The following is a 23,054-nucleotide window of genomic DNA, read 5'->3' as shown; positions in this document are numbered from 1 at the left end:
CATTAAGCAAAGCGCATGATCTCTAGTGAGAGACGGATCAATACGCCATGTCGTCAATAAGTAAGCAACATACTAATAAGTACGGATTTCCCGTAATTTTCATCACATTTAGCAGCAAATGCGCAACAATTCTTACATCGGGTTTGTTACATTAGACACTTGCTATCGCAAATAACAAAAAATGTCCCTTGTCCAAACTGGAGACTTACATCATGCATGTTCGCTATTTCTCGCTGCCTTTAATCGCCCTCTCTCCTTTCTTCGCTTCTGCCAATGAATGTGGCGATGTAACAATCGCTGATATGAACTGGAATTCGGCAACGTTAATGGCTCACGTTGATCAGTTCATCCTTGAAAACGGATATGGCTGCAATGCTGAGCTCGTGCCAGGAGATACCATGCCCACGGGTATTTCTATGTCAGAAAAAGGCGAGCCCGACATTGCACCTGAATTTTGGAGTAACTCTCATAAAGAGATGCTTGAAAAAGGCGTGAATGAAGGCAAGCTGCGTTTTGCGGGGAAAGCCTTCAGTGAAGGCGGCGAAGAAGGGTTTTGGGTTCCTAAATACATGGTGGAACAATACCCTCAGTTGGCAACGATTGAAGGCATAAAGGCTAACGCAAACCTATTTCCTCATCCAGAAGATGACACTAAATCCGGCTTTATGAGTTGTCCGGCTGGGTGGACATGTCAGATCACCGCAGGGCATCTTTTTGATGCATTAGCACTAGAGAGCGCAGGCTTTGAACAAATAGATCCCGGTTCAGGTGCCGCTTTAGCGGGTTCAATTGCACGCGCTTATGACCGCAAACAACCTTGGTTTGGGTATTATTGGTCTCCGACACCGGTCTTAGGCCGCTATGAAATGGTGAAAGTCGATTTTGGCGTAAAAGCCGATCCTACTCACTATGAACAATGTATTACGCAGCCCGACTGTACAAATCCGAAGATCACCGCCTATCCACCCTCTGCGGTGAATACCATTACAACTGAAACCTTCGCCAAGGAATCGCCAGAGGCCTATGCCTTCATTAGTAATCGTTCGTATTCCAATGCAGATATGAGTGCCATGATGGCATGGATGGAAGAAAATCAGGCTGACGGCGAATTTGCTGCCTTCGAGTTTTTAGAATCCTACCCCCATGTTTGGACAAAATGGGTGCCCGCAGAGGTTGCAGATAAAGTCAAACAGGCACTCTAACGTTTACAACCTGTCTTAAGGAGGCGATTTGCCTCCTTTTTTGGTATCTGTGTTCAAGATCCTACCCGATAAAACAACACCTTATTTTGTACTTTCTTCAGATCGTCCCAAGTTGGAAACACAACGCGCTGAACCCTTGCTTATACTTCTTGGTGAACAAAAGGCATAAAGCGAGTGAATATGAAACACGTTTATTATTTGCGAATCTTGCTGTCGCATCTCAATCATCACTCACATGCCACGCGCTTTACTCCGCGATCTTCCAACGTTCAAAGTTTAAAACGTTTACCAAATACAGCACTTGGAGTAACACCAAATGAATAGATGGGTATTAGGGATGATAGTGGTCGCCGTGCTCGCTTTTGGCACTGTGATTGGCTTTAACCTCTTCGTTAACAACAAAATCGAAAATGCATTGGCTAACCTCCCAGAACCAGTTTATCCCGTATCCGTTGAAAAGCTCGCTCCGACAGTCTGGCCTAGGGGCATTAAAGCGATCGGATTTATCGAGCCGAATCAAGGGGTCGACGTTTCAAATGAGGTTTCTGGCATCGTCACTGCCATCAATTTTGATAACGGCGCGTCCGTCGAATCAGGCACCGTGCTTATCAGCCTTGATTCTTCTGTCCAGCAAGCCGATCTCAAAGCACAGCAAGTGCAATTACCCTCTGTTCGCGATGACTATTTGAGGCTTCAAAAGCTTTACAAAGAACGCTCGGTGTCAGAGCAAAGCCTTGAAACCGCACAATCAAAATATCAATCGCTACAAGCCAATATTGAAAGCCTACAAGCGACTATCGCGTTGCGGGAAATTAAGGCACCGTTCAATGGTCAGTTGGGTATTCGAAACGTAAACCTTGGGCAGTATGTCTCGGCGGGTACAGATATTGTTCGTCTTGACGACCTATCTTCAATGCGTGTTCGTTTTAGCGTTCCGCAAGCAGAAATTGGCAACATATCCATTAATCAGCCGATTTCGCTGACCGTCGAGGCATATCCTGGTCGCGAATACAAAGGCACGATCAACGCCATTGAGCCCGTCGTTAATAACCAAACCGGGTTGGTGACGGTACAGGCCGAACTGCCCAACGATGATGGCTCCTTACGCGGAGGCATGTTTGCAGACGTAAACATTGCGCTCACGAATTTAGACAAACAGTTTGTCGTACCTCAAACAGCGATTGTTTTTGCCCTCTACGGCAACTCCATCTTCGTCGTTCAGAAAGATGGGGATGACTCTCGTGTCAAGCAAGTCACGATTGATGTACTAGAAAGAAACGGTAATAACGCGCTGATCTCCGGCGAACTGAAATTTGATGAAGAGGTCGTGACGACTGGGATCTTAAACTTGGGCAACAACACCAAGGTCGACATTGTTCCCAATCCAATTTCCGTGCCTGACAAAATGCCGCAACTGTAAGGAGCACGGGAATGAAATTTACCGATATTTTCATATACCGCCCCGTGATGGCGGCTTCACTCAGCATATTGCTTTTGCTGCTAGGACTTAACGCGTTAAAAGACCTTCAGGTCCGTCAGTATCCCGATATGACTAACACGGTCATTACTGTCGGGACAGCTTACCCAGGTGCCGATGCAGAATTGGTCGAGGGGTTTATTACTCAGCCTTTGGAGCAAGCACTCTCTCAGGTCGACAACCTCGACTTTATGACGTCCTCCAGCCAATTGGGCGCATCCAGTATTGTGCTCAACATGCTGCTAAACACCAACCCTGAAGAAGCACTGGCAAATGTACTATCGCAGATAAACTCCGTTGCTAACCAGCTCCCGAAAGAAGCCTATGATCCGTCCGTGACGTCTTCAACGGGTTCGACCACTTCCATCATGTACATTTCGTTTTTCAGTGGTGAGTTGAATTCCAGTCAGATAGCCGACTATCTGGAACGTGTTGTGAATCCACAACTATCAACGGTCAATGGCGTATCGAATATCGTCATGATGGGCGGTGCTCCTTTCGCATTGCGGATCTGGCCAGACCCAGAGAAGTTAGGGCAATACAACCTCTCCACTAGCCAGCTCATCAATATACTTCAACAAAACAACTACCAATCTGCAGTCGGTCAGTTCAATAGTTATCTCACCATTTTGAACAGTACCATCGACAGTCAAGTTGATACCGTTGAAGGGTTAAAAAATCTCGTCATCAAAAGCCAAGGTGGTCAGGTTGTTCATTTGCGTGATGTTGCGGAAGTCAACATGAGCAAAAGTTCTGACAGTACTCGCGCGTTGGCGAATGGGCGTGAAGCCGTTATTGTTGGTATTAACGCCACACCAACTGCGAACCCTCTAGACGTTGCCGCTGGCATTCGCGTCCAATTTGATTCTATTCATCGAAATCTGCCCTCTAACATCGAAGCCTCTGTCCTTTATGACTCTACCGAAGCCATTACAGACTCTATCGATGAGGTTATAAAAACGATTGTGGAAGCAGCCGTGATCGTTATTGTGGTTATCCTGCTTTTCCTCGGTTCATTCCGTGCCGTCGTTATCCCCATCGTCACCATTCCGCTCTCGTTAATCGGCGTTATGTTCGTCATGCAGGGGTTTGGCTTTACGCTCAACCTGATGACGCTACTTGCCATGGTTCTTGCTATCGGGCTTGTGGTAGATGACGCAATCGTGGTGGTGGAGAATGTCGACCGACACATTAAAATGGGGGTAAAACCTTTCAAGGCCGCGATTGATGCCACCCGAGAAATTGCCGTGCCGGTGATCTCGATGACCATTACACTCGCCGCTGTTTACGCACCAATTGCACTGATGGGCGGGATAACAGGTTCACTGTTTAAGGAGTTTGCACTCACATTAGCTGGCTCGGTATTTATTTCGGGTTTCGTGGCCCTCACCTTGTCACCCATGATGTGTTCGAAAATGCTCAAGCCCCACACCAAACCTGACAAGTTTGAAGAAACGGTTGAACGTACACTTTCTGGATTGACCAACAAATATGAACGCGCCCTCCATGCCGTTCTGGACCACAAAAAAACCGTGGTGTTATTTGCACTGATTGTGCTCGTTTCTCTCCCCGTCCTTTTCAGTTTCATCCCGTCACAATTGGCACCGGATGAAGATCAGGGCGTGGTGGTGGTGATCGGCAACACGCCTTCCACCTCTAACAATGACTACATTCAGGCAAACATGGAGTTAATCTCTAAAATACTTGGCGAGCAGCCTCAAGCAGAAGCCTCGTTAGCACTCATTGGCGTGCCAACGAGCAGTCAGGGGATTGCTATTGGTCCGCTCATCCCTTGGAGTGACCGTACGGAAAGCCAAAAACAAATCTCCGATACCGTCAACAAAGCCGCGAAAAAACTCCCTGGCATTAACGCAACGGCGTATCAAATGCCTTCGCTGCCTGGTGCATCTGGGGGGCTGCCTATCCAGTTCATCATTACCAGTCCCGCAGATTTTGAGACCATCTATAACATCGGCAGCAAAATCCTAGATAAAGCAAAAGCGAGCCCATTGTTTGTGTACTCAGATGTGGACTTGAAGTACGACTCAGGCTTAGTGCAGCTATCCATAGACCGTGATGCGGCAGGTGCATATGGTGTGACGATGCAAGCCATTGGGCAGACATTGGGAAGCATGATGAGTGGTGGTTACATCAACCGGGTTAATATTGATGGCCGTTCCTATGAAGTTATCCCTGAGTTGATACGTGAAGATAGGGCAAACCCTCACCTTATCAGCAAGTACTATGTCACTGCGCAAAATGGTGAAGCCATTCCGCTTTCAAGTTTGGTCAGCTTCTCTGTAAAAGGGCAGGCAAAAACCTTGCCTCACTTTAACCAAATGAACTCCATCAGCATCTCAGCGGTTCCCGCACCTAACGTTGCAATGAGTGATGCGATTAGTTTCTTTGAGGGCTTAGCAACCACCGACCTCCCTCAAGGCTACACCTATTCATTTGGCGGAGAATCACGACAGTTTGTAGAGGAAGGCAGTTCGCTTTACGTCACCTTTGCGTTGGCACTTGCCATTATCTTCCTCGTACTGGCGAGTCAGTTCGAAAGTTGGCGTGATCCGCTCGTGATTATGTGTACCGTCCCTCTCGCAATAAGTGGAGCACTGATTGCCCTCGGCTGGACGCATATCTCTGGTGAAACATCGCTGAATATCTACTCGCAAGTTGGGTTGATCACGCTTGTCGGACTTATCACCAAACACGGTATCTTGATGTGTGAGGTGGCAAAAGAAGAGCAAATCCATAAAGGGGCATCAAAACAAGAAGCGATTGTAGAAGCAGCCACGGTCCGCTTACGCCCAATCTTGATGACAACGTCAGCGATGATCGCTGGTTTGATTCCACTTCTGTTTGCATCGGGTGCAGGTGCGGCTTCGCGCTACAACATTGGCTTGGTAATTGTCGCAGGCCTTGCCGTGGGCACCTTGTTTACACTGTTTGTCTTACCGGTTCTCTATACCTTTATTGCAGGTGCTCACCGCTTGCATGAAGGGGATATGGATGAGGAAGAAGAAGAGGTCTTGCATGGCGACTTGGATGAGCAACCCAAACCGCAGGCTTGATAGTAAATAGCCGTGATGAGTGAATAGCAAAAAGGCAGGGTTACCCCTGCCTTTTTCTTTGTGCGCTTCACCCGTTAGTTGGGTGCTTTTGAGAAGGTTCGATGACTCCAGGTGGCCTGTGTAGGCTGTTTCCCACAACACAACGCCATGATAATGCCGAAGCACGCGCCTTGGGTGATCATCGCCGTTCCCCCATAACTGATAAACGGGAGCGGGCTTCCCATCACGGGCAGCAAGCCACTGACCATGCCCAAATTAATAAAGGCATACAGGAAGAAGCTCATTGCCAACGCGCCACTCACTAATCGAGAGAAAGGTGCAGGCGCGTTTGCGGCAAGCCAAAGTGAGCGTCCCGCAATAAACAAGTACAGCAAAACGATCACGCTACTTCCCAAGAACCCCCACTCTTCAGCAAAGGTAGAGAAGATAAAGTCCGTGTGGCTCTCTGGAATAAAGCCTAACTGGCCTTGGGTGGCATGCATAAAGCCTTTGCCTTTAAACCCACCAGAACCGATAGCAATCAGGGATTGAATGATCTGATAGCCTGCGCCAAGTGGGTCAGATTCAGGGTTTAAGAACTGAGTGACCCGTTTCTTCTGGTACTCCTCCATAAAGAAGAACCACATTAACGGCACTGAAGAAGCCACCGTTATCAGTACCGACCCAATGATTTTCCAGCTCATGCCTGCAAGAAACAGAACAAACAAAGCATACATGACTGTAAAAATGGAACCGTCAAGGTCAGGCTGAATAACAATCAACGCCGCTGGTACTGCTGTCACGAGCGCACACAGCATGATTTTCTGAAAGTTTGGCCTGCCAGGGTCTTTTACAATCAACCAAGCAACCATCATGGGAACGGCGACTTTCACAAGCTCTGAAGGCTGAAAGCGTATCGGCCCAAGAGCCAGCCAGCGTTTGGCACCATTGGTGGTGTCGCCAGCAACAATAACGCCAACCAAAAGAATGACAGCCAGCCCGAACAAATGCGGTGCGCTGTCTTTAAACTTCTTGGCTGGGACAGTAGAAAGTGCGAGCAAGGCAAAAATCGCCATACATGCTCGCGCCAAATGACGCTCAATAATTGGAACGCTGTAACCGCTAGCACTCCACACACTCATTGAACCTAAAGCAATCAGCGCGCAAATAGCAACGAACAACGGATAATCGAGCCGAGGGCGAATCATCGACACGGAAAGGGTTCTCTTACAACAACAATGCGAGGCACTAGTATATGTAGTTCTCGGAAAAAGTAACGGTTCTTTTCGAAATAGCAGAAGTATTGCCTGTCATTTGTACACACACTTTTTTCAATCACAATGTCATTTTTGCGGAATTATTCGCCTTTTAAGTGTTAATTCAAAGAGTAAGATAAAACTGTGTTTCTTACTTCTGGAATTTGCTATGTCTGGTATTTTTCGAGCCACGTCCAACAACATCCTTCAAGGTAGACGTATAGCGTTGCTTACTTTGTGCACACTCGCTCTGTCCGGCTGCTTTGGCACCAAAGAGCACCACGCACTTGGGCTCATCGAAAAAGATCGATATCTTGCCAAAAGCCCCGTTTCAGAGACCATCAAAGACCTTCTAGTGAAAGAGGGTCAATCAATCAAACGTGGCGACATCATCGCCCAACTAGACAGTACACAGGCACAACTCGACGTAGACGAAGCACTCGCACAACGCGCACTTGCCCAAGCTAAACACGCAGAGCTCGTTGCTGGCCCACGCCCAGAAGAAATAGCCAAAGCGCGCGCGAGCGTCGATGGTGCAACAGCAGCTCTGACCGAAGCGAGAAAAGCATTCCAACGAACGAAATCACTGGTATCGAAGGGAATGCAAGGCAAAGCCGATTTAGACAGTGCGAGGTCCTCAAAAGAACGCTGTGAGTCGGCATTGGAGGAGGCAGAACAGTATTTGGCGTTGCTGTTAGCGGGCACGAGAGAAGAACAATTGCGCCAAGCAGATGCTTCCGTTGCACAAGCTAATGCTCGTGTCGAAAAAACACAGAACACATTAGAAGACTACGCCATTACATCCCCCATCGACGGCGTCGTAGACGCCCTAGTTTGGCACCTCGGAGAACGTGTAAAAGCGGGAGATCCCATTGCGGTCATTCTCAGCCACGACAATGCGTATGCCAGAGTCTACGTGCCCGAACCCAAGAGACTTGCACTCCAAGTGGGTAATGATGTGGATGTCCGCGTTGATGGTGCTAATGACATTTTTAGAGGACAAATACGCTGGATAGCGTCTGAGCCCGCGTTCACGCCCTACTTTGCGCTGACAGAAAACGACCGCACACGATTGATGTACGAAATGGAAGTCTCGTTGCCAAATGCACAACCCTTACCCGTTGGCTTGCCTGCACAGGTCATACTGCCATGAGTGACTATGCCATTCAGACAGAAGGGATGACCAAAGTCTTCGGCAATATCGCAGCGGTTGATAACCTCAGCCTTCGCATACCCAAAGGTACAATCTATGGTTTTCTTGGCCCTAATGGGTGTGGGAAATCCACCTCAATTCGCATGCTAACAGGGTTACTCTCACCGTCTCATGGTGAAGTGACTGTCTTAGGAGAATCGTTGCCTAAACACGCCGAATCACTGCGCCGTCGTGTCGGCTACATGACCCAAAAACTCTCCTTGTATGACAATCTTACTGTCGAAGAAAACCTGCATTTTGTTCGCCGTATCTATGGGCTGGGGAAACAAGGAAAAGTGCGGGTAGCATCGCTGCTTGATCTCTACGGGCTGACTGAGTGCCGTCATCAAATGGCAGGGTCGATGAGCGGCGGCCAAAAACAGCGTTTAGCATTAGCCGCTGCGACCATCCACGAGCCAGAGTTGCTGTTTCTTGATGAGCCCACCTCAGCCGTAGATCCTGAGAATCGCCGTGACTTTTGGGAACGTCTTTTTGATTTGTGCAGTGTAGGGACCACCATACTGGTATCCACACACTACATGGACGAAGCTGAACGTTGCCATGGGTTAGCCATATTGGAACGCGGTCAAATGCGGGCAGACGGTTCGCCTGAAGAACTCATGAGTAAGATGGGAGCAATAGTTTTTGAAGTTGAAGGGCCTGATTTAAGAGCCGTAAAAAAACACCTAACGGCGTTGCCAGAGGTACTGTCCGCCGCGCAACTTGGCGTTCGTTTACGCGTGCTCGTCAGTCACAACGTCGGCCACCCCAACCTCTGGCTATCGTCATGCCTAGGTGCAAAGTTTCGTGTCGATGAAGTTCGTCCCAGCTTAGAAGATGTCTTTGTGACCTGCACAGGGAGAAACGCCTATGCGCTTGGCTAGGATCCTTGCTGTCATAGCGAAAGAGCTCAGACAGCTATCTCGTGACCGCATGACATTTGGCATGGTGGTGATGATACCTATCGTTCAGCTCATGCTATTTGGCTATGCCATAAACACTGATGTCCGCCATATTCCGGCAGGGCTGGTTGATCATGACCGAAGTAGCTACAGCCAAGAGTTCATTGCAGAAATTGCAGCCACACAAGTGGTAGATTTCGTCGAAATATATGCCACCCCACAAGAAGCGGAACACGCCATCACACGGGGGGAGATAAAAGCGGTTTTGTATCTTCCTTCTGATTTCACGCAGCGACTTTGGCGTCACCCGAAGTTTCAGCCTGATGCGCCCAATGAAACGGCGCGCCCTGTGGGGCAATGGTTAGTGGACGGGTCAGATACCATGATCGCGGCATCCATTCTGTCACTGCGCTCCATGCCACTTTCTGGCTTAGCAAATCTACCACCTAACGAACCGCCGCCTTCATTGGAAGTGGTTAATTACTTTAATCCTGAACAACGTGTTACCGTCAATATTGTTCCTGGCCTGTTGGCCGTGATTTTAACCATGACCATGGTGCTGTTCACCTCGGCTGCCATTGTGAGAGAACGCGAACACGGGAACATGGAATTTCTGATCAATACGCCAATAAAGCCCTTGGAATTAATGATTGGAAAAGTCTCGCCGTATATTTTGGTGGGGCTGTTTCAGACAGCCATTATTCTCACCGCAGGCAATGTCGTCTTTGATGTGCCAATTCGAGGTGGACTCGATACCCTATTGACTGCCTCATTGTTGTTTATCTCAGCCAGTTTGACATTGGGCTTGATGATTTCCACCGTCGCTAAAACTCAACTTCAAGCAATGCAAATGACCGTATTCATTTTGCTGCCTTCAATCTTGCTCTCTGGTTTTATGTTTCCCTATGACGCCATGCCAGAACCCGCACAATGGATTGCAGAAGCACTCCCAGCGACACACTTCATGCGATTAGTGCGTGGGATAGTGTTGCGGGATGCGGAAATCTCGGACCTGTTACCCGATGTGATTTGGCTGGCCGTTTTTACCGTCGTTGGGCTCATTGTCGCGGCTTTGCGGTTCAGAAAGAAACTGGACTGAGGTGACTAGAAACAGAAAAAGCAGGGAGGACCCTGCTTTTTGTTTATCTCAGAATTTATTATGCGCTTGTCGTTGGCGGCTGTTTCATTGTCTGAATCGCCTTTTTTACACGCCATACAATCGCTGTTGATACAGCAACACAAAGCGTAATGACTGGCGCAGCCATCAAGCCCATTGTCACTGCTCGGCTTAACGGCTCAGGCAATTCTGGCAACAGGAAACCCAATCCTGCCAGCAAGAACACCCACAAGGTCGCACTCAGCCAAGAGAAATATTGGAACTTCGGAGCTTCTCCGACACGCATCCCCATCATCATCGGTAATACCGAGCGTACAGCCGGAATAAAACGTGCGCAGAATAAGGCAACCAGACCATGGCGGCAAAGCAACTTGTCGACAGTCTGCATGTTCTTCTCAGGCACTTTTGATAGCCACTTTTGCACCAGCGGTAAACGATTGAGCCAACGTCCCTGCAAATACGCCATCCAACTTCCCATCGCAGCGGCAAAGATTAGGAGCGGAAATGCGATGTACGGACTTAATACTCCCACTGCCGATAAGGTGCCCACTAACACAACAACACTGTCACACGGGAATGGTGCCGCAGGCAGAAAGCCACTTTCGAGGGCAATGAGCAACGCGACAATCACATAGATAAGCGTTGCACTACCTGGGGTAAGCAAGGCATTGAAATCTTGGTACCACAAGGCAACCAAAACTTCCTGAATAGCTTCAAACATGGGGGCTCCAATAAACTTAGGTCACAACGGCGAACACAATAGAACAAGCAAGCGAGAGACAGAGACTAAGTAAAAGCACTCACCGTTGCCGCTCGATATAAGAAGGCAAAATCAAAGGAGGTGTCGCTTTTCCTTTTATGTCACCTTGGTTTCATGACCTAAAAAATAAATCAGCCAATATTTACTGCGAAAAACCAGAAAAAACAACAAGTTTGTCAGGGTTAAAATGGTGATTAATTCCACAAAAAACCACTACCCCTCGGCTTACAAAGAGATTTTGTACGCAAATTAACCAGTACCAATGAATTAAAGCGGTTAATTTCAGCCAGTTAGCAATCGCTTGCGCTTTCAGCGCGAAATTCATCCACTCGTCACTCGCAACACTTCTTTACAATTCCAGTCATAGAAAACCAGATAAATGGCGGCTTCACGGAACGATTAGAACGCCGCCAACAACGAGTAACTGGGCTTCCCCTGTGAAATCGACACTTCGACACGATCGTTAGTCACACTCTCCTCGTTCACAAGTAACGCTGACGCGCCTGCTCCAACCACCTGCAATCGATTTGGGGAAATGTCCGCGTATTTAACCAACAAGTTCGCTACCGATACCGCACGAAGGGAAGAAAGTTCCCAGTTGTCTCTGTACAATTCGGAGGTTGGTGGCGACAAATTCGTATGACCTGATACGGTGATCATCCCCGGTATATCTTGAATGGATAACGCTATCTTTTTTACCAATGGTCGAAAACTCGGTTGGAGAAATTGCGAATCCCTAGGAAAGGCTAAGGGCGCGGCAATTCGGATAACCAACTGTTGCCCGAACTGCTCTGTCTCGATGTCTCCGGAATCAATCTCCGATTGCAGGGCAAGACGCACAGACTCAAACGCCGTGACAGAAGAAGGATCGGATTTAAAATCTGTGTCGCTATATTGAAATACATCACTCGTTGAATCTTCTCGAGAATACAAGTCTTCCGTGTGCTTCTCCCCAACAATGAGAACCGAAGAATCTGTCGTAGAGGCACTACCGGTAATGCCTATGCCGCCATCAAACAGTGCCGAGCCCGGCACACTGGATATCATCCCCTCTTGTCGTAAGGATTCCATTAAGTTTTCTACCATGTTTTCTGCTTCGCCCTTTTCATTTTGTGCAAAGGCATACAGCACGACAAAAAGCGCGAACAGCAGCGTCATATAGTCTGCGAAAGAAATCAGCCACCGTTCGTGGTTTTCATGCACATCTTCTTGATGCCGACGCTTTCCTCTTCTCATGATGCTCCCTTCACGAACATGGGATGCGCCACATATCCACCCAGTCGACTTTGAAGTTCAATCGCATTACTTCCGGTAGCGATACAGCTAACTCCTTCCAATACCATCTGTCGGTAGTTGGTTAACTCGTACGAAAATGCTTTGTATCGATTTCCGAATGGCAAGAACACAATATTTGCGAACGCAACGCCGTAGATAGTTGCCACAAATGCAACCGCAATTCCGGCCCCTAACTGGTCTGGTTTATCCAGCAATCCCATTGCATGAATTAATCCAAGGACAGCACCCAAAATACCCATGGTCGGACTATATCCTCCCATGGCTTCATAAATTTTGGCCACCTGACCAATGCGCTGTTCCTCTGCGGCTATTTTGTTTTCCATTACGTCCAGAATGGCATCTTTTTCAAGGCCATCAACGAGCATCTGCAACGCCTCCAACAAGAAGGGGTCTTGTACTTTTTCCAACTCAATCTCTAGTGCTAAGAGGCCGTCTCGACGTGCGATAACGGCAAGGTCCACCATCTGCTTTGCTGTGCCAAAACTGTCCCGCAGTGGCGGCATCCATAGCCATGAAAAGTAAGTAAAAACCAACTTCACGGAAGAAAATGAAAACTGCACCAAAATAGCCCCGATTGTCCCTCCAATGACGATCAAAAACGCAGGCGCATTGATTAACCCACTGATATGCCCACCTTCTAAAAGGTTCGCAACCAAAATAAACATGACCGCGACGATGACGCCGATAAAGCTCATGAATGACATCCTTTTATTGATACCCAAGCTCCAATCGAAGCTTGGGTATACATCACGAACAATTTTCTAGGCTGATTTTTCCAACCCTATTTCGAAGGCTACTCCGCGTTTTTAATTGATGACGCGTCTTTTTTCTCAGAGACATGAGTATTCTCATCGTGAAGCGCGCGTTTAAAATCTCGGATCGCAACACCAAGATCTCCGCCCAAATGCGCCAACTTTTTTGTCCCAAATAACATAACGATTATGAAGGCGATAATCAGAAGCTCACCCATGCTAACCCCACCCATCTACACCTCCCTCAACACAAAGGAATTGCTTGAAACTACGGCATCTCATCGATCAAATCCTGTTTTGGCTGGTAATGGCAGGCACTTAAGCCCAAAAACTCCTGAACAGTAGAAGCGATAGTTACAGAAGACCATGTGCCCGTCACGATGCCGGCAAACAAGGTGATTGAGAAACCATACAAGGCTTCGCCGCCAAGGATCAGCAAGCAACCTATGGTAAACAGCGTGGTTCCCGCCGTGATCAGGGTGCGCGAAAACGTCGCTTTCACAGCAAGATCGGTACTTGAATAGATATCGGCATCAGGTCGTGCCTTCAGTACGTCACGAAGCCTGTCGGCAATAACAATGGAATCATTCAGCGAATAGCCAATAACGGCAAGAAGGCCAGCGACCACGTTGAGGTCCATTTTTATCCCAAGAAAAGCCAGCAGCCCTAAGGTGATCACCGCGTCATGCACCAAAGACGCGATGGCTGCCAATGCCAACCGCCATTCAAATCGCATGGCCAAATAGATCATGATAGAAAGCGAGGCTGCAATCAGGGCCAAGCCGCCTTGGTTGTACAACTCCTCTCCCACTTGTGGACCTATAACAGTGGCCTGATTCAAGGTCACTGGCAGACCCACTTGTTCACTGAATAAAGCGACAATCACTTGCGGGTCATTTATCGGCGAGCCCACTGGCAGTAACAATTGCCATAGGCCCGCAGCGTTTCCTGCCTCAACCGTGGCCCACTCAGCCAACTGGCCGGTTAGCATTGCCTGTAATTCAGGTGCAGTTGCCAACGTTTGAATCGATACGTCAATCACACTGCCGCCAGTAAAGTCGATACTCATGGCGATACCATAGTAAAAAATGGCGAGGCAACTGGCTGCGACAAGCAATAGCGAGCAGGCAAGTCCTGCGTATCGTACGTCGGTTAATGTTCTCATTTTCATCATCCTTCTCCCTAGATCCTTACCGCTCGTCGATTGTCTCTGCCCCAAATTGGGTTAATGATGGCGCGTGTTCCCCAAATGCCGCAGACCATGCTGGAAATCAATCCGAGGATCAGTGTTGTCGCGAACCCCTGAAGAGGGCCTGAGCCTATCCCGTAAAGACAAAGCGCGGAGATGAGGGTGGTGATATTGGCATCGAAGATAGTGGTAAACGCAGAGCGATACCCAAAATCTATCGACGTTGCCAGCGAGGCCCCTTCACGAAGTCGATCGCGAATGCGTTCGAATATCAATACATTGGTATCGACGGCCATACCGACAGTAAGCACTAACCCCGCAATGCCGGGTAGCGTCAATACGGCACCTGGTAATAAGACCAATAAGCCAACTTGCATGATGAGGTTGGCGCAAAGACCAACAATGGCAACCCAACCAAAACGTCGGTACCAGAGCGTCATAAATATCGCCATTCCGACCATGCCGAGAGCTAACGCACTGAAGCCCGCCTGAATGTTTTGCGCACCCAATGTTGGGCCAATAGCACGTTCTTCCACGATTTGAATCGGTGCAGTAAGTGCTCCGGAACGAAGCAAAAGAGCAAGCTCTTGCGCTTCAGAGGCACTGTCCAAACCCGTAATACGGAACGTGTTTCCTAGTGCACTTTGGATGGTCGCCATATTAATCACTTGATCATGGGGCTCTAGAGAGCCGGCATCACTGAGTTTGTACTCCGTATAGACTGTCGCCATCGCCTGTCCAATATGGTGACGACTGAACTGCATCATTTGGTTGCCGCCCGTACTGTCCAAACGAATATCGACTTGTGGCAAACCCATTTCATCCATGCTGCTTCGAGCATCGACAATATGATCTCCAGAAAGAACGGGCTGACGAGACATGCGAATCAACGCACCATTCCGATCAGCAATCACAATTGGGCCGGCTGCACTCGCTTCGTAAAATGCCAATGATGCAGTGGCTCCAATCACTGATTTAGCCTGTTTCGGGTCATGCACGCCTGGCAGTTCGATACGAATATGGTCTCTTCCCTGCCGCTGGACACTCGCTTCTACAATGCCTAGCTCACCAATCCGGTTTCGAAGTATGGAGATATTCTGCACCATGGCAGATTGTGTCTGCTGCAACATTTCTTCTGGTGTAAGCGTCAAGACAACACCCTTATCTTCGGGCACAGCCTCCCACTGCCCCGAGTACGTCAGCATATAGTCTCGCAAAAAAGCCTCGTACAACGCCGTTTGGCCAGAGACCACGATTTCCGTTGCAGAACGCGCCCTCACTGTTATTCCGCGAATCCTTTCTTCTCGCAATGCGCGGCGCATGTCATTAACCATGGCATCGGTTTGCTTGGTATAAACAGCGTCCAGATCGACGAACAATAACAACTGCACACCACCGCGAAGATCCAGCCCCAGCTTAACGGGCTCCGCACCCAGCTTGCTGAACCATGCAGGTGCTGCAGATTGGTATTGAACCGTGATATCCGCATACTCGGACAATTCGTGACTCAGTTGCTGCTTGGCCTGTTGCTGCGCACTAATATCATCAAACGTTGCAATGACCTCACCACCTTCAACCACAAGGTTGTTAACCGAGATCCCATTGTCTTGTAACGTGTTTTGAATGACGGATAGCGAAATATCATCGCCCCGCTTGGCGTGAAATCCCAACGCAGGAACATCGCCGTAGAAAGTAGGAATGGCCTGAAGCAAAAGCATAAATAGCATTAAGATCAGCAGCGCATACTTCCACTTACTCATCCTATTCATTGCACCTTCCGCAAGGTTACGTGAACGTCTCATCTCAAATTTCTCCTGACGTAATAGGTGCTGAACTTGGCTGTTTTTTTAATCGCAATTTAAGCAGCACAAGAATTGGAAGAAGCAGGCTGACGATAGGAGCCAGCATTAAGCCCGAGGTCGCGGTTCGACTGAGTGGCTCTGGCAATGAAGGCAGTAGAAAACCGATGCCCACCAGCAGGCAGACCCACAATGTGGCACTGAACCAAGAGAAATAATGGAAGCGTGTTACGTTGTTGACTCTCGCACCCATCATCATCGGGGTGATAGAACGTGCGCCCGGTACAAACCGTGCGCAAAAAAGTGCGATAACACCATGGCGACAAAGCAATCTATCGACCGTTTTCATCGTGTGAGGTGGGACACGCGATAGCCAACGATTAACCCGAGGCAAACGGTTCAGCCACCGACCTTGCAAAAATGCCAACCAGCTTCCAACTGACGCTGCGGCAATGAGTAGGGTTACGACGGCTAACGGGTTTAAAACACCCACCGCTGCGAGAGAACCCGCCAGCACAACGACGCTGTCACAAGGCAGTGGAGCCGCGGGTAAAAATGCGCTTTCTAGACCAATAAATGTCACGATTATTAGGTATATGAATACCGCACTGCCCGGTGCGAGCAGCGCATTGAAGTCCTGACGCCACAAGGCCGCCAGCACTTCCTGAATACTTTCCAACATGGAAACTCCATCTTATCGACAAACAAATTGTGTAATGTGATTAAGCGATGGAGTGCGATCAGCGGGTATGAATAAACCGAAACTGCAGATTGGTATCTTGCCAACCGGCAAGACGATGGTTGTCTGTGAGAAGGTAACTACGAGGAAGAGATTGTGATACGCGAAACAACAACAGTAGCATCGCGACAGTTTGTAAAACTATCGGCCAAGGTACCGTATCGTTGTCTGACGGTTCAGTGTCAGGTTCATTGATTCGAGATGCGGTATAACGCAGCAGGAATCTATCCAGTGACGCATCAGGCTGCGAGTCCTGATGCGCCGCCAAGGTAGTCGGAGCCAGAAGCAGATCTTGGCTGACAACAGCAACAGAATTGCCGATCAGCAATGCCATTAGCAACGTTATCAAAAATGGCAGTCTTTGAATAAACTGTCTCAAACCAAAATCCCTGTTATTAGCTGCACAAAGAAATACTGCTAACTCGTTTAAAACACAAATAATTTTTTATGAATTATTGGTTACAGCGTCGTTTCATCCATTCGACGCTTAAGCATGCGGTTTAGGCGGTTTGCACTCGCGTAGACAGCACTGCAAATGATGGCGGCGAAACCTATCGATGCGAACACATCAATCGACCAGTGCATGCCAAGCCACATTCGACTTGCAGCAACAATGCCTGACCACCCAACAACCAACCATCCCAATACGCGATAACCTTCAACCATGAGTATCGCGCCCCAGAATATTGCAGCAGCCGCAGCAAATATGGTGTGGCCAGAAGGAAATGAATAGTTTGTCTCACCCTTCCAGTGCATCATTCGCCAGGGGCTGATGTCATGCGAAGCGGTGCTCAAAATCTCGTCACGCGAAGCCGGAGTACCTTGATAAAACGCCTCAGCAGAAGGTACTTTTCCTAGTTCAGCCAACGTTTGAGTATAAGGGCGCGGCTCTTGAGTGAGGCGTTTAACCACCGTTTTAGTAACAAAACTGGCACCGAGTACAACGCCAAAGCACATCAGCATTGTCAGCACTTTCTTTCTTGGCCACTTCAATACGAACGGGATCAGACAAAACAGTGCAGTCGTTATCAGGAAGCCCTGCTTACCTGCCGACCAAGACGCGTAGGTAAACACCCTTCCTAGCGTTTCTGAAACACCACCCGTTAACCTAACCCCACTGAAAAACGCTGAAGAGATGATAGCGAAAGTGAAAAGTGACGCTGAGCAGATCAGCCCCCACTTTTTATAGTTGTTCATCAAATGCACACCTTTACTTGTCGGCGATGTTCACTTGAAAACGCCGAAACTAAACATGGGAAAACAAAAGCTGTACAAAGGTGCAGGTGATGAATAATTCACTAAGCAGCATCTAAAGGAAAGTCATTAGATATTTATTTAGATTTCCAAGTCGCAGTCCACTGAGCACGATCCTTATCATTCAAGAACGTCCAAGCAACAATGCGCGTTACTTTCTGCCCTTGTGCCATTTCAATGGTTTTTACGTCTTTTGCGCCAACTTGCTTCAACTGCTGATAAATCTCACGCAGGTTTTCTTTTTTCGAAACCATCGTAGTGAACCATAAGCACTGAGAGCGAACGTCAGCACTTTGCAAAATCATGCGCTTAATAAATGCGGCTTCACCACCTGGACACCATAGCTCCGCCTTTTGTCCGCCAAAGTTGAGGACTGGCTTACCCTTAGCGACATCAGATTTCAACGGGGCTTTCGTGAACTTATCGGTGCCTTTTTTACGCGCATTGGCCGCAAGGTTTCGCACTTTACGCTCAGAGCCTTTGGTGGCCTCTGCAAGCGATGTATGAAATGGCGGGTTGCACATGGTGAAGTCGAAACGCTCTTTCTCACCAATCATGCCAATGAAAATGTTATCGGCGTTTTGTTGGAAACGGCATTGAATACCTGCTTTAAGCGTGGTGTTAGCCTCCACCATCAATGTCGCGCTTTTCACGGAAACCAGATCGATATCAGCACCAACAAACTGCCAACCATACACGCGGTGGCCGATCATCGGGTAAACACAGTTTGCCCCCATGCCAATATCTAGGCCTTTGATTTGCTTGCCTATCGGGATTTCGCCATTCGCGCTTTCTGCAAGTAAATCGGCAATGTAGTGAAGGTAGTCCGCGCGACCGGGAATAGGTGGGCACAGGTAACCTTCAGGAATATCCCATACCTTGATCTGATAAAAATGGCTCAGCAGTGCCTTGTTGAGCACCTTCACGGCAACAGGGTTGGAAAAATCCACGGACAAATCGCCAAACGGATTGGTTGTCACAAAAGATTTCAATTCCGGCGTGCTTTTTATTAATGCCGAAAAATCATATCGCTCGCGATGGGGATTACGAGGATGCAGACCTTTCTTTTGTTGAGGTGATTTGTTGTTAGATTTTGTCATGGTGAAGTCCAGCCTGTGTGTCTGGGAAAAACGCAGTGGCGCATTTTACGCATTTAGGGGGTAAGCAGATAGCAGAAATTTAGCCTTGAGCGTTTATCTTCGTTGGCAAGATGTGCAACCACGGCATGCCGAACGCGTATGGCGATCCAGCCGACTCCGCTGCACATAGCAATACGCATTTTTCAACGCACGGCGGGCTGAGAACCAGTCATCCGGCTTGGTGATCAATAAGTAGCCATTGAATCGCTTAACCAAGGGAACACGAAATTCTTCTATAAACTGGCTATCAAAACCAATATCGAAGTACTCCAATGCTTCTTCTATGCAGGTAAAACTTTCAATTTTTTTCTGAATATCAATCTGGCTCATATGTTCAAAAACGTCGATATTGCCTCGCGTGTCAGAGCGTTAAAATCTCACGACACTCACGAGAGTCCTGACAAGGTTAGGACATAATAAAAATGAATGAATCACTCCGTCGACACAGCGATAAAATGCAGCATTTTTAACACCTTACAATTAAAGAAACACCCCTTTCTATCGACCTAGTGTTAACGCTTTCACTACAAGGCCGATCTTACTCAAAATTCAGCGAAAAACTAACAGTATTTGGTATCCAGCCGGCACCTTTTCCATTATTAATGACGAAATTTTTTGCGACGCAGTCGTGGTTTATCAGCGCGTTATGATACCAATGACCGCAACGGAACCATTTCTAATAATAAAAAGGTTTTACCTGTGCTTTCTTTCCGATTAAAAGACCTCAGTTTCAGAGCGTCAGTGCTTTCCCCCATCATGATCATGGGTGTACTCATTTCCAGTTTGGCGTGGTGGCTGTATAGCGACAGAACAGAAGAAGAACACTCTTATCAGCAAGAGCGCGCCATCCGCGTCGAAAACTTGCAGGTAGCCAATGACATTGGTATCGAAATGTGGCGTGCACGTTTAGCCGTCGCGCTAACATGGGGCAACCCGCGCGATATGCAGCGCATTCGAGAGACCGAGCAGACACTGAATCAACTGCTTGATGAATTCGATAACTATCATCCTGATAATGAACCAGGCAGAAAACTGAAACAACTGGTGCCTGAGTACGTCGCTGAAGCTCGATCTACATTCAACTACTTCCACACCGTCGATAAAGCCGTGAAACATGGCGTGTCTGGCTCAGGTAAGATATTCGACCAATACGCTCTCCATATCTCAGAAGGCGCATACACGGGGGAGTGGCAGCGTAAGGCACTAACTGCATTTAACCATTTGAGAACCGCTGCCGTTTATTACAATGGGTTTGTGTCAGGCATGCGCGAGAGCTACCTCGATACTGCAATTAAGAACATCAATGCCGCTGTTTCCATTCTCGAACAAAACCTTGCAGACACTGTGACAGCAAATACGTATCGTGTCGCGAAGCGTTACCAAGAAGCCATGATGATGCTCGACAAGGATCTGAAGGCCTACCATCAAGCACACCGCGCTTCTCTGGATGCAGGTGCAAAGGTTAACGATGCGTTGATTGATTTGCAAAACCTATTGGGAGAGCAAGGTTTCATCTTCGCCGATGAAGGCTTGCGCCAGCGAGAACTCAGCAACCAAATTACCATCGCACTGCTGTTTGGCGCACTGGCAACTGCTGTTGGTTTCTCACTGATATTAGTGCGAGGCATGCAAGCTCAGTTGCAGCTACCTTTAAACGCCGCAGAAGCCATTGGCAACCAAGATCTCAGCCAAAGCTACGTTGATGACGGGAAAAATGAGTTTGGCGAACTCTCACGCTCACTCGATAAAATGCGTCTCAATATTCGTGAAGTATTGGGCCAAATTGTCGAATCCAGTGCACAGCTAAGCTCAGCGTCAGAAGAAGTCAGCGCGATTTCAATTCAATCTTCGGCCAATATGCATTCACAGCAAGAGCAGCTAGATTCCTTGTCAGCGGCGATGGAAGAGATGCGTACTACCTCTGCAGACATTGCGAGCAATGCAGAATCTTCTGCGCACGCCACCAGCAATGCCGCGAAAAGTGCTCACGTGGGTGGTGAGGCCATTGAACAAACCGTACGAGCCATTCGTTCCGTTGAGCAGGAAATGAGCGTCACGACTGACAACATCCGTCAGTTAGTAGAAGAAAGCCAACGTATTGGCTCTATCGTTGACGTGATAAATGGCATCGCCGATCAGACGAATTTGCTAGCTCTCAATGCCGCTATCGAAGCGGCGCGTGCAGGTGAACAAGGTCGCGGCTTTGCAGTGGTCGCTGATGAGGTTCGCTCTCTGGCAACTCGCACACAATCATCAACCGAAGAAATCGGCAACATTATTAAGCGTCTTCAAGAACAAGCGATCGCCGCTGAAACCACCATGACAGAAAGCGTTGCGAAAATGGCGCAAGGTGTTGATGCGGTTAACCGAAGCGGTGAAGTGATTCAAGACATGAACCTGTCTGTCAGTAACATCTTCGACATGAGCAGCCAAATAGCCAGTGCGACCGAGCAACAAACGGCGGTATCAGAAGAGCTAGGTGGAAACGTTCTGCGCATCACGCAGGCGTCGAGTGAAGTGACGGAAGGTGCCCAGCAAACGACACGTGCGTGTGAAGAGCTTTCCTCGCTGGCAAACCAACTGCATGGCATGACGTCTAAGTTTAAGCTGTGATAACCCTGTGACGCTCAGTTAGGTATCTACAAACCACGCAACACTATTAAAAACGGCCATTTTACATGGCCGTTTTTAGATTGAAGCAGCGATAAACTGGCGTCAGCACCAACCCTTCATCCTCAAATAGATTGTTCTACTTATACGAACAGTAATTTTGCATTAACACCATTTTTCAATCTAATAAATACCCGTAATCTGAGCCTCATCGTAACGAGATCAGCTAGGACATATACATGGTAGAACGCGATATTTTAGCCGCTTGCAAACAAGGCATTGAACACTGGAAAACGGCATTCAATGCAAAAGATGCCAAAGGATGTGCCGCACAATACAGTGAAGGCTGCATCATGCATGCAAGACCTTTTGGTACGTTTGAAGGTCGAACGGCGATTCAAGGGTTTTGGCAAGACATCATGGACAAGGGCTTTACCGACGTCGCCTATACCGATGTCACTTGGGAGCCGATGGGTGAAGACGGCTATATCTTGAAGGCAAGCTGGACAATGAACAAAGCGTTTGGCGTGGTTCATCGTGAACATTGGATTGTAGAAAGTGATGGCAACGCCCGATTGGTGCACGACGATTTCGAAGTACAGGGCGAACGTTAATTCACATCCATAGGAACTAAATTAGGTTTTCGCTGGAACACTAGCTCAGTCACTCTTCCCCTTAAACCACTTCAACTTGCAAGTGCATAACGAGAAGAGTCGCGTTTTCAGCGAAAACTCTATTTACAATCGAGCGGTGATTTTAATATACGCGTCAATAATGACTAAATAGGGTTTAGCCACAAAAGAAATATTTGGTGTAATGGTTATACCTAGAGCACGACCTTTCTATCACCCGCTTTGCCCCACACCAGCACCTCATACTCCCTCAACTCAGGAACATAGTAAGGGTCGTTTTGGACCAACTCTTCTGCTCTTTCAAACGAGTCCACCTCTAAGATCCAAAGGCTACCCACAAACTCGGCACCTGGCGCATTTCTTAAGCCGCCACCAATGAGTATTTCTGAATGATGCTTATCGAGATACGCAAAGTGACGATCTTGATATTTTTCCCGATGTAGCATCATCTCGGGCTGGTCTTTAAAAATGACGGCCAAACGCATTGAATACACCCCTTATAGCAAACCTCGTATGTCATGCTTCACTCAAAGTGTAAACTGCAATCCAAGGACGATCCGCACGCTTGTTGAGAATGGAGCGACAACGTTGAAAAGCCAGCTCGGTGCTAAGAGCCCTACTTAACAACGCTCTAGGAAGAAAAAGAAATAGAGAAAAAGAAATAGGGACAAAGAAATAGGGACAG

At 48.1% G+C, this 23,054-nt stretch carries 21 protein-coding genes; 8 read left to right on the top strand and 13 right to left on the bottom strand.

Annotated features, from left to right (window positions below; genetic code table 11):
- Nucleotides 1-212: 212 nt before the first annotated feature.
- The 3 genes from LRP49_RS03040 (at nt 213) to LRP49_RS03030 (ending at nt 5,753) form a co-directional block, all read left to right on the top strand.
- Nucleotides 213-1,202 carry an ABC transporter substrate-binding protein gene (locus tag LRP49_RS03040; protein ID WP_274140129.1) on the top strand — a complete coding sequence of 330 codons (990 nt, stop codon included), beginning with the start codon at nt 213-215 and terminating at the stop codon, nt 1,200-1,202.
- Between the two features lie 316 nt (nt 1,203-1,518).
- A complete protein-coding gene (locus LRP49_RS03035; RefSeq protein WP_274140128.1) occupies nt 1,519-2,622 on the top strand; it encodes an efflux RND transporter periplasmic adaptor subunit in 1,104 nt (367 codons plus the stop codon).
- 11 nt (nt 2,623-2,633) lie between these two features.
- Nucleotides 2,634-5,753, top strand: coding sequence for an efflux RND transporter permease subunit (locus tag LRP49_RS03030; RefSeq protein ID WP_274140126.1), 3,120 nt, complete (start codon nt 2,634-2,636; stop codon nt 5,751-5,753).
- A gap of 74 nt (nt 5,754-5,827) precedes the next feature.
- Here LRP49_RS03030 and rodA read toward each other — a convergent pair whose 3' ends face one another.
- Nucleotides 5,828-6,940, bottom strand: coding sequence for a rod shape-determining protein RodA (gene rodA / locus LRP49_RS03025; protein WP_420791521.1), 1,113 nt, complete (start codon nt 6,938-6,940; stop codon nt 5,828-5,830).
- 217 nt (nt 6,941-7,157) lie between these two features.
- Here rodA and LRP49_RS03020 point away from each other — a divergent pair, with 217 nt between their 5' ends.
- From LRP49_RS03020 to LRP49_RS03010, 3 genes are read left to right on the top strand one after another with little or no spacing between them, the layout of a single operon-like run.
- On the top strand, nt 7,158-8,141 hold the full coding sequence (locus LRP49_RS03020) for an HlyD family secretion protein (RefSeq protein WP_274140124.1): 984 nt from the start codon (nt 7,158-7,160) through the stop codon (nt 8,139-8,141).
- Complete coding sequence (locus LRP49_RS03015; RefSeq protein WP_274140123.1) at nt 8,138-9,064, top strand: ABC transporter ATP-binding protein; 927 nt, start codon at nt 8,138-8,140, stop codon at nt 9,062-9,064. The genes LRP49_RS03020 and LRP49_RS03015 overlap by 4 nt, the downstream gene beginning before the upstream one ends.
- Nucleotides 9,051-10,181, top strand: a complete 1,131-nt coding sequence (locus LRP49_RS03010; protein WP_274140122.1) for an ABC transporter permease — start codon at nt 9,051-9,053, stop codon at nt 10,179-10,181. The genes LRP49_RS03015 and LRP49_RS03010 overlap by 14 nt, the downstream gene beginning before the upstream one ends.
- 58 nt (nt 10,182-10,239) lie before the next feature.
- On the opposite strand, the gene LRP49_RS03005 is transcribed toward LRP49_RS03010, so the two are convergent.
- The 11 genes from LRP49_RS03005 to LRP49_RS02955 all read right to left on the bottom strand — a co-directional run bounded on the left by LRP49_RS03005 (nt 10,240) and on the right by LRP49_RS02955 (nt 19,457).
- Entirely contained in the window at nt 10,240-10,920 is a 681-nt protein-coding gene (locus LRP49_RS03005; protein ID WP_274140121.1) for a DedA family protein, read from the bottom strand.
- Between the two features lie 438 nt (nt 10,921-11,358).
- Nucleotides 11,359-12,195 (bottom strand): flagellar motor protein MotB, encoded by an 837-nt coding sequence (locus LRP49_RS03000; RefSeq protein ID WP_274140120.1) that lies wholly within the window; start codon nt 12,193-12,195, stop codon nt 11,359-11,361.
- On the bottom strand, nt 12,192-12,950 hold the full coding sequence (locus LRP49_RS02995) for a flagellar motor protein (protein ID WP_274140119.1): 759 nt from the start codon (nt 12,948-12,950) through the stop codon (nt 12,192-12,194). The genes LRP49_RS03000 and LRP49_RS02995 overlap by 4 nt, the downstream gene beginning before the upstream one ends.
- Nucleotides 12,951-13,048: 98 nt before the next feature.
- A complete protein-coding gene (tatA, locus tag LRP49_RS02990; protein ID WP_274140118.1) occupies nt 13,049-13,240 on the bottom strand; it encodes a twin-arginine translocase TatA/TatE family subunit in 192 nt (63 codons plus the stop codon).
- Nucleotides 13,241-13,275: 35 nt separating this feature from the next.
- Nucleotides 13,276-14,172, bottom strand: a complete 897-nt coding sequence (gene secF, locus LRP49_RS02985) for a protein translocase subunit SecF (protein WP_274140117.1) — start codon at nt 14,170-14,172, stop codon at nt 13,276-13,278.
- Between the two features lie 17 nt (nt 14,173-14,189).
- Complete coding sequence (gene secD / locus LRP49_RS02980; protein WP_274140116.1) at nt 14,190-15,998, bottom strand: protein translocase subunit SecD; 1,809 nt, start codon at nt 15,996-15,998, stop codon at nt 14,190-14,192.
- 1 nt (nt 15,999) lies between these two features.
- Nucleotides 16,000-16,677, bottom strand: a complete 678-nt coding sequence (locus LRP49_RS02975; protein ID WP_274140115.1) for a DedA family protein — start codon at nt 16,675-16,677, stop codon at nt 16,000-16,002.
- 58 nt (nt 16,678-16,735) lie between these two features.
- Complete coding sequence (locus LRP49_RS02970; protein ID WP_274140113.1) at nt 16,736-17,113, bottom strand: hypothetical protein; 378 nt, start codon at nt 17,111-17,113, stop codon at nt 16,736-16,738.
- A gap of 80 nt (nt 17,114-17,193) precedes the next feature.
- Entirely contained in the window at nt 17,194-17,931 is a 738-nt protein-coding gene (locus LRP49_RS02965) for a phosphatase PAP2 family protein (protein ID WP_274140111.1), read from the bottom strand.
- 134 nt (nt 17,932-18,065) lie between these two features.
- Nucleotides 18,066-19,088 (bottom strand): 23S rRNA (adenine(1618)-N(6))-methyltransferase RlmF, encoded by a 1,023-nt coding sequence (gene rlmF / locus LRP49_RS02960; RefSeq protein ID WP_274140109.1) that lies wholly within the window; start codon nt 19,086-19,088, stop codon nt 18,066-18,068.
- Nucleotides 19,089-19,181: 93 nt separating this feature from the next.
- On the bottom strand, nt 19,182-19,457 hold the full coding sequence (locus LRP49_RS02955) for a nitrogenase-stabilizing/protective protein NifW (RefSeq protein WP_274140107.1): 276 nt from the start codon (nt 19,455-19,457) through the stop codon (nt 19,182-19,184).
- Between the two features lie 285 nt (nt 19,458-19,742).
- On the opposite strand from LRP49_RS02955, the gene LRP49_RS02950 reads away from it, so the two are divergent.
- The gene (locus LRP49_RS02950; RefSeq protein WP_274140106.1) at nt 19,743-21,740 is read left to right on the top strand and encodes a methyl-accepting chemotaxis protein; all 1,998 of its coding nucleotides are present in this window, start codon (nt 19,743-19,745) and stop codon (nt 21,738-21,740) included.
- A gap of 236 nt (nt 21,741-21,976) precedes the next feature.
- Nucleotides 21,977-22,351 (top strand): nuclear transport factor 2 family protein, encoded by a 375-nt coding sequence (locus LRP49_RS02945; RefSeq protein WP_274140105.1) that lies wholly within the window; start codon nt 21,977-21,979, stop codon nt 22,349-22,351.
- Nucleotides 22,352-22,563: 212 nt separating this feature from the next.
- Here LRP49_RS02945 and LRP49_RS02940 read toward each other — a convergent pair whose 3' ends face one another.
- Nucleotides 22,564-22,854, bottom strand: coding sequence for a YciI family protein (locus tag LRP49_RS02940; protein WP_274140104.1), 291 nt, complete (start codon nt 22,852-22,854; stop codon nt 22,564-22,566).
- Nucleotides 22,855-23,054 lie beyond the last annotated feature (200 nt).

It is taken from the genome of Enterovibrio qingdaonensis (assembly GCF_028683135.1).
GTDB classification, from domain to species: Bacteria; Pseudomonadota; Gammaproteobacteria; order Enterobacterales; family Vibrionaceae; genus Enterovibrio; species Enterovibrio qingdaonensis.
Note: the sequence above shows the minus strand (reverse complement) of the source record. Positions and strands in the feature narration are given on the sequence as shown.

Coding starts and splice junctions, on each gene's coding strand:
- LRP49_RS03015 (WP_274140123.1), top strand. CDS start 8,138: ATGAGTGACTATGCCATTCAGACAGAAGGGATGACCAAAGTCTTCGGC.
- LRP49_RS02955 (WP_274140107.1), bottom strand. CDS start 19,457: ATGAGCCAGATTGATATTCAGAAAAAAATTGAAAGTTTTACCTGCATA.
- rodA (WP_420791521.1), bottom strand. CDS start 6,940: ATGATTCGCCCTCGGCTCGATTATCCGTTGTTCGTTGCTATTTGCGCG.
- LRP49_RS02940 (WP_274140104.1), bottom strand. CDS start 22,854: ATGCGTTTGGCCGTCATTTTTAAAGACCAGCCCGAGATGATGCTACAT.
- LRP49_RS03035 (WP_274140128.1), top strand. CDS start 1,519: ATGAATAGATGGGTATTAGGGATGATAGTGGTCGCCGTGCTCGCTTTT.
- LRP49_RS03000 (WP_274140120.1), bottom strand. CDS start 12,195: ATGAGAAGAGGAAAGCGTCGGCATCAAGAAGATGTGCATGAAAACCAC.
- secF (WP_274140117.1), bottom strand. CDS start 14,172: ATGAGAACATTAACCGACGTACGATACGCAGGACTTGCCTGCTCGCTA.
- LRP49_RS02965 (WP_274140111.1), bottom strand. CDS start 17,931: ATGAACAACTATAAAAAGTGGGGGCTGATCTGCTCAGCGTCACTTTTC.
- LRP49_RS02975 (WP_274140115.1), bottom strand. CDS start 16,677: ATGTTGGAAAGTATTCAGGAAGTGCTGGCGGCCTTGTGGCGTCAGGAC.
- LRP49_RS03020 (WP_274140124.1), top strand. CDS start 7,158: ATGTCTGGTATTTTTCGAGCCACGTCCAACAACATCCTTCAAGGTAGA.
- secD (WP_274140116.1), bottom strand. CDS start 15,998: ATGAGACGTTCACGTAACCTTGCGGAAGGTGCAATGAATAGGATGAGT.
- LRP49_RS02945 (WP_274140105.1), top strand. CDS start 21,977: ATGGTAGAACGCGATATTTTAGCCGCTTGCAAACAAGGCATTGAACAC.
- tatA (WP_274140118.1), bottom strand. CDS start 13,240: ATGGGTGGGGTTAGCATGGGTGAGCTTCTGATTATCGCCTTCATAATC.
- LRP49_RS03005 (WP_274140121.1), bottom strand. CDS start 10,920: ATGTTTGAAGCTATTCAGGAAGTTTTGGTTGCCTTGTGGTACCAAGAT.
- LRP49_RS03040 (WP_274140129.1), top strand. CDS start 213: ATGCATGTTCGCTATTTCTCGCTGCCTTTAATCGCCCTCTCTCCTTTC.
- LRP49_RS03010 (WP_274140122.1), top strand. CDS start 9,051: ATGCGCTTGGCTAGGATCCTTGCTGTCATAGCGAAAGAGCTCAGACAG.
- LRP49_RS03030 (WP_274140126.1), top strand. CDS start 2,634: ATGAAATTTACCGATATTTTCATATACCGCCCCGTGATGGCGGCTTCA.
- LRP49_RS02995 (WP_274140119.1), bottom strand. CDS start 12,950: ATGAGCTTTATCGGCGTCATCGTCGCGGTCATGTTTATTTTGGTTGCG.
- rlmF (WP_274140109.1), bottom strand. CDS start 19,088: ATGACAAAATCTAACAACAAATCACCTCAACAAAAGAAAGGTCTGCAT.